The 7,003-nt window shown below is 40.3% G+C and carries 8 protein-coding genes and 1 pseudogene; 8 read left to right on the forward strand and 1 reads right to left on the reverse strand.

Annotation, left to right across the window (positions count from 1 at the left end):
* The 3 genes from O9324_RS07980 to O9324_RS07990 form a co-directional block, all read left to right on the forward strand.
* Window positions 1-118 (forward strand): PEP-CTERM sorting domain-containing protein (locus O9324_RS07980; RefSeq protein WP_288139745.1); only part of this gene is annotated, 118 nt, incomplete at its 5' end.
* Between the two features lie 96 nt (window positions 119-214).
* Window positions 215-430 (forward strand): hypothetical protein, encoded by a 216-nt coding sequence (locus tag O9324_RS07985; RefSeq protein WP_002767716.1) that lies wholly within the window; start codon window positions 215-217, stop codon window positions 428-430.
* The gene (locus O9324_RS07990; protein ID WP_002767715.1) at window positions 431-691 is read left to right on the forward strand and encodes a type II toxin-antitoxin system RelE family toxin; all 261 of its coding nucleotides are present in this window, start codon (window positions 431-433) and stop codon (window positions 689-691) included. It abuts the gene before it with no gap.
* 58 nt (window positions 692-749) lie between these two features.
* Here the strand turns inward: O9324_RS07990 and O9324_RS07995 are convergent, their stop codons facing one another.
* The gene (locus tag O9324_RS07995; RefSeq protein ID WP_288139916.1) at window positions 750-1,064 is read right to left on the reverse strand and encodes a DUF433 domain-containing protein; all 315 of its coding nucleotides are present in this window, start codon (window positions 1,062-1,064) and stop codon (window positions 750-752) included.
* 355 nt (window positions 1,065-1,419) lie between these two features.
* Here O9324_RS07995 and larE point away from each other — a divergent pair, with 355 nt between their 5' ends.
* The 5 genes and pseudogenes from larE to O9324_RS08020 form a co-directional block, all read left to right on the forward strand.
* A complete protein-coding gene (larE, locus tag O9324_RS08000; RefSeq protein ID WP_288139917.1) occupies window positions 1,420-2,229 on the forward strand; it encodes an ATP-dependent sacrificial sulfur transferase LarE in 810 nt (269 codons plus the stop codon).
* Between the two features lie 246 nt (window positions 2,230-2,475).
* A complete protein-coding gene (locus O9324_RS08005) occupies window positions 2,476-3,486 on the forward strand; it encodes a permease (RefSeq protein ID WP_002750120.1) in 1,011 nt (336 codons plus the stop codon).
* 24 nt (window positions 3,487-3,510) lie between these two features.
* Window positions 3,511-4,302 (forward strand): TIGR03943 family putative permease subunit, encoded by a 792-nt coding sequence (locus O9324_RS08010; RefSeq protein ID WP_002786903.1) that lies wholly within the window; start codon window positions 3,511-3,513, stop codon window positions 4,300-4,302.
* A 208-nt stretch (window positions 4,303-4,510) separates the two neighbouring features.
* Complete coding sequence (locus O9324_RS08015) at window positions 4,511-5,989, forward strand: hypothetical protein (protein ID WP_287630442.1); 1,479 nt, start codon at window positions 4,511-4,513, stop codon at window positions 5,987-5,989.
* Window positions 5,990-6,019: 30 nt separating this feature from the next.
* A pseudogene (locus O9324_RS08020) lies at window positions 6,020-6,865 on the forward strand (aldehyde dehydrogenase family protein); the annotation flags it as partial.
* Window positions 6,866-7,003 lie beyond the last annotated feature (138 nt).

Below are 7,003 nucleotides of genomic sequence, written 5' to 3' on the forward strand. Positions count from 1 at the left end.
TAATGGGGATATCACTCCTACTGGTGGCGGTCCTGTATCAACCCCGGAACCTAGTGGTATAGTGAGTTTAATCGCTGTTGGTGCGTTGGGTGCCGCTTCCCTTCGTCGTCGGGGATAAATTATCCTTGGCAGGGGCAACTAAAGAGGGGTTGCCCAGATATCTTGATATGATCGGGAGTGATAGGTCAATTATCTTTTCTGAATAGGGGCAAATATGCAGATAAAAGACATGACTCCCCAAGAGTTACAAAGTTTAATCCGTAATACAGTAGATGATACTCTAGATGAATACTTTGGTGATCCAGATGAGGGAAAACAAGTTAAGGAATCTTTTAAAGAAAAGTTATTAGAAATCCAACAAAAAAGATTACAAGGAAGAGCGACTGTTCCCGCAGCTGAGGTGGATAAAAGATATGGGATAGAACCTTAAATGAGCTATTCTGTTACTTTTGAACCGGAGTCGATAACTGATTTAGATTTGATCACAGATTTTATCAGACTGAGGATTCTTAATAAAATTAAATGGTTAGCCATCAACTTTGAACAGATAACCCCCCTACCTCTTACGAGAGAATGGTCAGGGTTTTATAAATTAAGAGTAGGAGATTATCGGGTTATTTATGAATTTGATCGAGAGAGTAGGATAATTATTATTATTAGAGTAGGTCATAGAAGTGAAGTTTATGACTAAATACTTACTAAAATAATGGGATCAGCAATAAGCTAAGATACATTTTAAACGCCTATCCTTACTTTATTGCCTGTGCTTTAAGTCGGGTAACAAAGGGAGAATTTACAGCTTTTTCTCGCATTTTTTGGGCAAATTCTAAATCAGCTTGGATAACTTGATCTAATTCATCTCTATGTTCCCAATAGTAAGCTAATGCTGAGTGAATTTGACTCATACTTAAATCACGATGGTTAATGTGAATTTCTTCAGGAGTCCAACCGTAGGCTATTTGTGCCATAACTAGATCAATCACTTTCAGGGTAGAACCCGCAATTATTGGTACTCCCCGATGATCAATTGCAATATGTTTATAGTCTGTGAGATTTGTTGTCATGTAGAGAGGGTTAAGCTAAAACACATTTATAATTATACTAAGTACCTAGGCAAAATTAATTACACATATCTAACCACCTCTTGCCTCTTGCATGAGTGCCTATCTTGACTAGGAAATTTATTTTGCACGACTACTTACCTCATTGCCGCAAATTCTTGGGACAAGTGGCTTAAGCTAAGTAGGGAGGCAAAATTATTTGTAGGATGGGTTAGCGGTAGCGTAACATAATCGGGCGTTGGGTTTCATGCTTCAACCCAACCTACGTTCATCTTATATTTAATTCCACCCACCTACTTACTTGTCTATACCCAATATAAAAAACGGTCTCCCTAAACCAGTTGCCAAAATCGCCGCCATGGACAGTCAATTACTTGATAAACTCGGACAATTACAAAACCTCTTAAAAGCCAGTGAAAAGGCTCTGATTGCCTATTCTGGGGGCGTGGATAGTACCCTAGTGGCCAAAGTGGCCTATGATCTGCTAGGGAGTCAAGCATTGGCAATTACGGCGGTTTCCCCTTCCCTACTGCCGGAAGAATTGCAAGAAGCGATCGCTCAAGCCGATTATATCGGTATTCGGCATGAATTGGTGGAAACCGAGGAAATGAATAACCCCAATTACACCAGTAATCCCGTTAATCGCTGTTATTTCTGCAAAAGTGAGCTACACGACACCCTTAAACCCCTTGCTCTCGCTCGTGGTTATTCCTACGTCATCGATGGCGTTAATGCGGATGATTTAAGGGATTATCGTCCCGGGATTCAAGCAGCTAGGGAGCGCGGCGCTCGTTCACCTTTGGCGGAAATTAGTATCACAAAAAGCGAAGTTCGTCAACTATCTCGTTACTTAAATTTACCTTGGTGGGATAAACCGGCGCAACCCTGTTTAAGTTCCCGTTTTCCCTACGGGGAGGAAATTAGCCTGGAGAAATTGCAAAGAGTCGGACGGGCGGAGATTTATCTGCGAAAATTAGGTTATCGTCAATTACGGGTGCGATCGAGCGGCGATACGGCACGGATTGAATTACCGGCAGCGGAAATTCCCGACTTTATTAATCGGACAAATTTAAGCGAATTAGTCGCTGATCTGCAAAAATTAGGCTTTATCTATGTCACACTCGATCTAGAAGGTTATCAAAGCGGCAAGCTTAATCGAGTCCTCTAGGAGTGAGGTGATGGTAGAGTGGGAATTATGAATTAGGAAGTGGGGAAGTGGGGAAGTGGGGGAATTTCAACTAAAACCCTAACACCCCAAAACCCCAAAACCTAAAACCTGTCCCCTGACAACACAGAAGTCACTCGATCGGATATATTAAAAAAATGTTAAAAAGCCAGGGAGCGGACTGATGAACCTTTTTCTGGGGTTCCTAAGTCTTTATCCCTAAACCTCTAATTGCCAAGGCGAGGATAGATGAGTCAACTACAAAATGCCTTTACCCTATTCCTGAGCCTGTTGGTGGAAGCGATGCCTTTCTTACTGCTAGGGGTGATTCTCTCTAGTATTCTTTTAATATTTGTCGATGAACGTCGCCTAGTTGCCTTGATGCCTCGCAATGCTGTTTTAGGAGCATTTGTGGGGGGATGTATTGGTTTTTTGTTTCCCGTCTGCGAGTGTGGCAATGTGCCGGTGGCGCGACGTTTACTTGTGCAAGGAATGCCGAATGCAGTAGCGGTTAGTTTTCTCTTAGCAGCGCCGACAATTAACCCGATTGTTATCTGGTCCACTTGGGTAGCTTTTCGCGATCAACCGGAAATTGTTTTCTATCGAGTTATCTTTTCTTTGTTCATCGCTACGGTTATCGGTATTATCTTTAGTATCCAAAAAGATCCCCGACCGCTCCTACAAACCTCTTTGGCAAAAAGTCTCAATTGGCAACCGCAAACACCAGAAAAAGAATCTATCCCACTACTACTACAATCCGGTTCTTTTCTGATCGGTAATTCTGGGCAAACTTTGCGCTTAGACGAAAGTTTTGCCGCTACTGCTGTCCTACCAGCAGTGCAAGCTATCCCGATGAAAAGGCGCTGGTTAACTTTTCTGGAAAACGTGGTGATGGAATTACGGGAATTAGGAGGAGTGTTAATCCTAGGAAGTGCTATAGCGGCCGGTTTACAGGTGTTTGTTCCCCGGGAATTTATTCTTAATTTGGGTCAGGATCCGATTACTTCAATCTTGGCCATGATGCTGTTAGCGGTAATTGTTTCGATTTGTTCCACGGTTGATTCTTTTTTTGCTCTCTCCTTTGCCTCTAGTTTTACCAGTAGTTCCCTGCTGGCTTTTCTAGTGTTTGGTCCAATGATTGACCTGAAAGGGATTGGTTTAATGTTGTCTATTTTTAAACCAAGAATGTTAATTTATCTCTTTGCTTTAGCAGCGCAAATGACTTTTTTACTCACCTTGGCTCACAGTTATTTATTCTAGGTCAGTTCCTAGATAGTTTTTCCCATGAATTCATCACGTCTAAAAATAATCGCCCCCCAATTTATCGATATTATTGCCCTAATCGGTTGGGGGTCGTTACTATTTAAATACTGGATAACTGGACAATTAAATTTACTGATCCATCCTAATTATTTTATCCTGGTTCTCATCACCAGTATTGCTTTATTTGCCCTAGGATTAGTCAAGCTTTGGACATTATTAAAACAGTGGCAAAAAAAGATTAATTTAGATAGTAATGATAATCGATCGCATATTACCATTCTTCCCCAACATTTTGGCTCAGGTTTATTAGTAATAACTGCCCTTTTAGGCCTATTTATCGCCCCGCAGCCCCTCAGTAGTCAAATCGCATTACAGAGGGGAATTAGTGAATCTTTACCCCTAACTCGCGTGCAAACTCAATCCTTTGGCACTACCGTTAAACCGGAGGAAAAAAGTTTAATTGAATGGGTAAGAACTTTGAATGCTTACCCCGAACCTGATGCTTACACAGGACAACCGGTAAAAGTCACAGGTTTTGTGGTGCAATTGCCCCAACTACCCGATAATTATCTATTAATTAGTCGCTTTATTCTTACCTGTTGTGCCGTGGATGCTTATCCCGTCGGTTTACCGGTGAAACTATCAGGAAGTCGCGGTCAATATCCCAATGATACTTGGTTAGAAATTACCGGAGAAATGGCCACGGAATCTTTACCGGTAGAGGTAGGAAAATCAACCACCAGAAGACAATTAGTAATTAAGGCCAAATCCGTGAAACCTATACCCACTCCTGCGGATCCCTACGGATATTAACAGTTATCAGTTATCAGTTATCAGTTATCAGTGAGCAGTTATCAGTTAAGTAGGTGGGTGGAATTAAATATAAGATGAACGTAGGTTGGGTTGAAGCATGAAACCCAACGCCCGATCATGTTACGCTACCGTTAACCCATCCTACAAATAATTGTGCCTCCCTACTTATCAGTTATCAGTTATCAGTTGTTCCTAACCATCTACTATAATGATCAAGACCTTACAACTACAACCGATTGATAAATTAGCAATAACACTAATTCTATCGCTAACCTTAGTAATTGGTGGCTTAATTTGGTTGGGTAATAGCTGTGGTAATCAATGTCTTTTACAAACCGGCCCAAGGGTCAAGGAATTTAGCTGGGAAAATCGAGAAATTGGAGCGGAAGATCAAGCATTTATTATCACTTTTGATCGTCCGATGGATCATGCTAGTGTAGAAAAAAATCTAGTTATCGATCCTCCGCTGCCGGGGAAGTTTAGTTGGGCCGGAAGACGATTAGCTTATACTCTCACTTCTCCCATTCCCTACGGAGAAAAATATCATCTGCAAATTGAAGGTGCGCGGGAACAATTTCGCAGCGGTAATCGATTAGGACAAACCCTAGCAATCTTTGAAAGAGAATTTAAAAGTCGGGATCGTGCTTTTGCCTATATCGGCACTAATGGGGAAGAACAGGGAAGATTAATTTTTTATAACTTGACCGAGGAGAAGAAAACCCTCTTAACCCCCGCAAATTTGACCGTTATGGCTTTTGAATTTTACCCTGATGGTAAAAAAATCCTCTTTTCGGCCGTGGCGAAAAATCAGGGGATACAGGGAATTCGTGAACTACAGCTTTACCAAGTTGATTTTGGCCAATCTTCCCCAAAAATTGAGTTAGTGCTAGACAATAAAGATTATCAAAATAATCATTTTGATTTAGCTAAAGATGGGGAAACTATTGTCGTGCAGAGAATTGAGCGCCGCAATCCGATTAACTTCGATTTATGGGCAGTTAAATCGGGGGAAAAACCTAAACAATTAAACATTCAAGGTGGAGAATTTTTGATTGCACCTGATAGTAAAACTTTGGCTGTCACCCAGGGGGAAGGAATCGCCCTTTTGCCTTTAAAAACCGAAACAAAACCCCTAGATTTTTTACCAAAATTTGGGCGAATTTTGAATTTTTCTGCTGATGGTACGGCTGCGGCAATGGTAAATTTTAATACTGATAATGCCAAAATGCGTTATATTAGATCGCTTTTTTATGTCAATAATCAAGGATTACAAAAACGCTTACTCAATCTACAAGGTTCGATTATAGATTGTCAATTTAATGCCACCAGTAGTGACTTGTATTGTTTGTTAACCGAGTTAGTTACTAACAGTCAAGAGTACAAAGAAAAACCCTATTTTGCTAAAATAGATGTGAAGACTGGTCAAGTAACTCCCCTACTGGAATTAGCCGATTATCGTGATATTCACATTAGTTTATCTCCCGATAGTTTAGCGATTATTTTTGATCAACTTCGCACCAGTTATGATACTAATCCGACTAATCCCTTGACTACCGATTCAGGAGAAACAATTATCGGTGGTCGTTTGTGGATGTTAATTCCTCCCCTACAAGATGGAGTGAAAGCAAGTAAATCTGATTTAATTGAATTACCTCTAGCGGGAATTCGTCCCCAATGGATGCCGTAGAATTTCATTATTAACTTGGGAATTATTTCGATGCTGTCAAACTCAGAAAAATTAGCCAAATTGCGTCAGTATTTTGTTAGTGGTGCCACTCGTTCCTATCAATTCCGTCGTCAGCAGTTAGAGAAGTTAAAACAGGCAATCATTAAATATGAAGCAGAAATCTATCAAGCTTTATATAGCGATTTAAAGAAAAGTCCCGAAGATTGTTGGATTACTGAAAATGGGTTCCTTTTGGTGGAAATTAATACAGCTTTAAAAAATTTGCGCTCATGGATGCAACCCAAACCCGTTAAAACTAATCTCTTAAATTTTCCCTCCTCCAGTCAAATTATTCGGGAACCCTTGGGAGTAGTTTTAATTATTGGCGCTTGGAATTATCCCCTCCAATTGTTATTAGTGCCTTTAGTTGGTGCCATTGCTGCAGGTAACTGCGCGGTATTAAAACCGAGTGAATTTGCCTCAGCGACGGAAAAATTAGTAGTTAAAATAATTCAGGAAATATTCCCCGAAGAATATGTGTTAATTGTACCCGGAGATGGTGCGGAAGTAATTCCGAATATGTTAGACAGTTTTACCTTTGATCATATATTTTTTACCGGCAGTACCAGGGTAGGAAAAATTATTTATCAACTAGCGGCAGAAAAGTTAATTCCTGTTACTCTAGAATTAGGGGGAAAAAGTCCCTGTGTTATCGAAGCTGATGCTAATATTTCCGTGGCAACCCGTCGCATTGCCGTGACAAAATTCTCTAATTGTGGTCAAATGTGTATCGCAGCTGATTATGTTTTAGTACACCAATCCCAGCAGGAGAATTTGATCAGAGAATTAGCTAATACTATTGTTAATTTTTTTGGTGAAGATGCCAGATTAAGTGCGGCTCTTCGGGAATTGTTATGCAAATAATTAACTTAAAATAAAATTCGATGAGAGCAACTACGCTCAAAAGTAGCTGAAATTCATACAGGAAAGGACTTAAGGCATAAATAAGTTAATACCAAAAGATAGACAATTGAG

It is taken from the genome of Microcystis sp. LE19-84.1B, from assembly GCF_027531875.1.
Classification (GTDB): Bacteria; Cyanobacteriota; Cyanobacteriia; order Cyanobacteriales; family Microcystaceae; genus Microcystis; species Microcystis panniformis.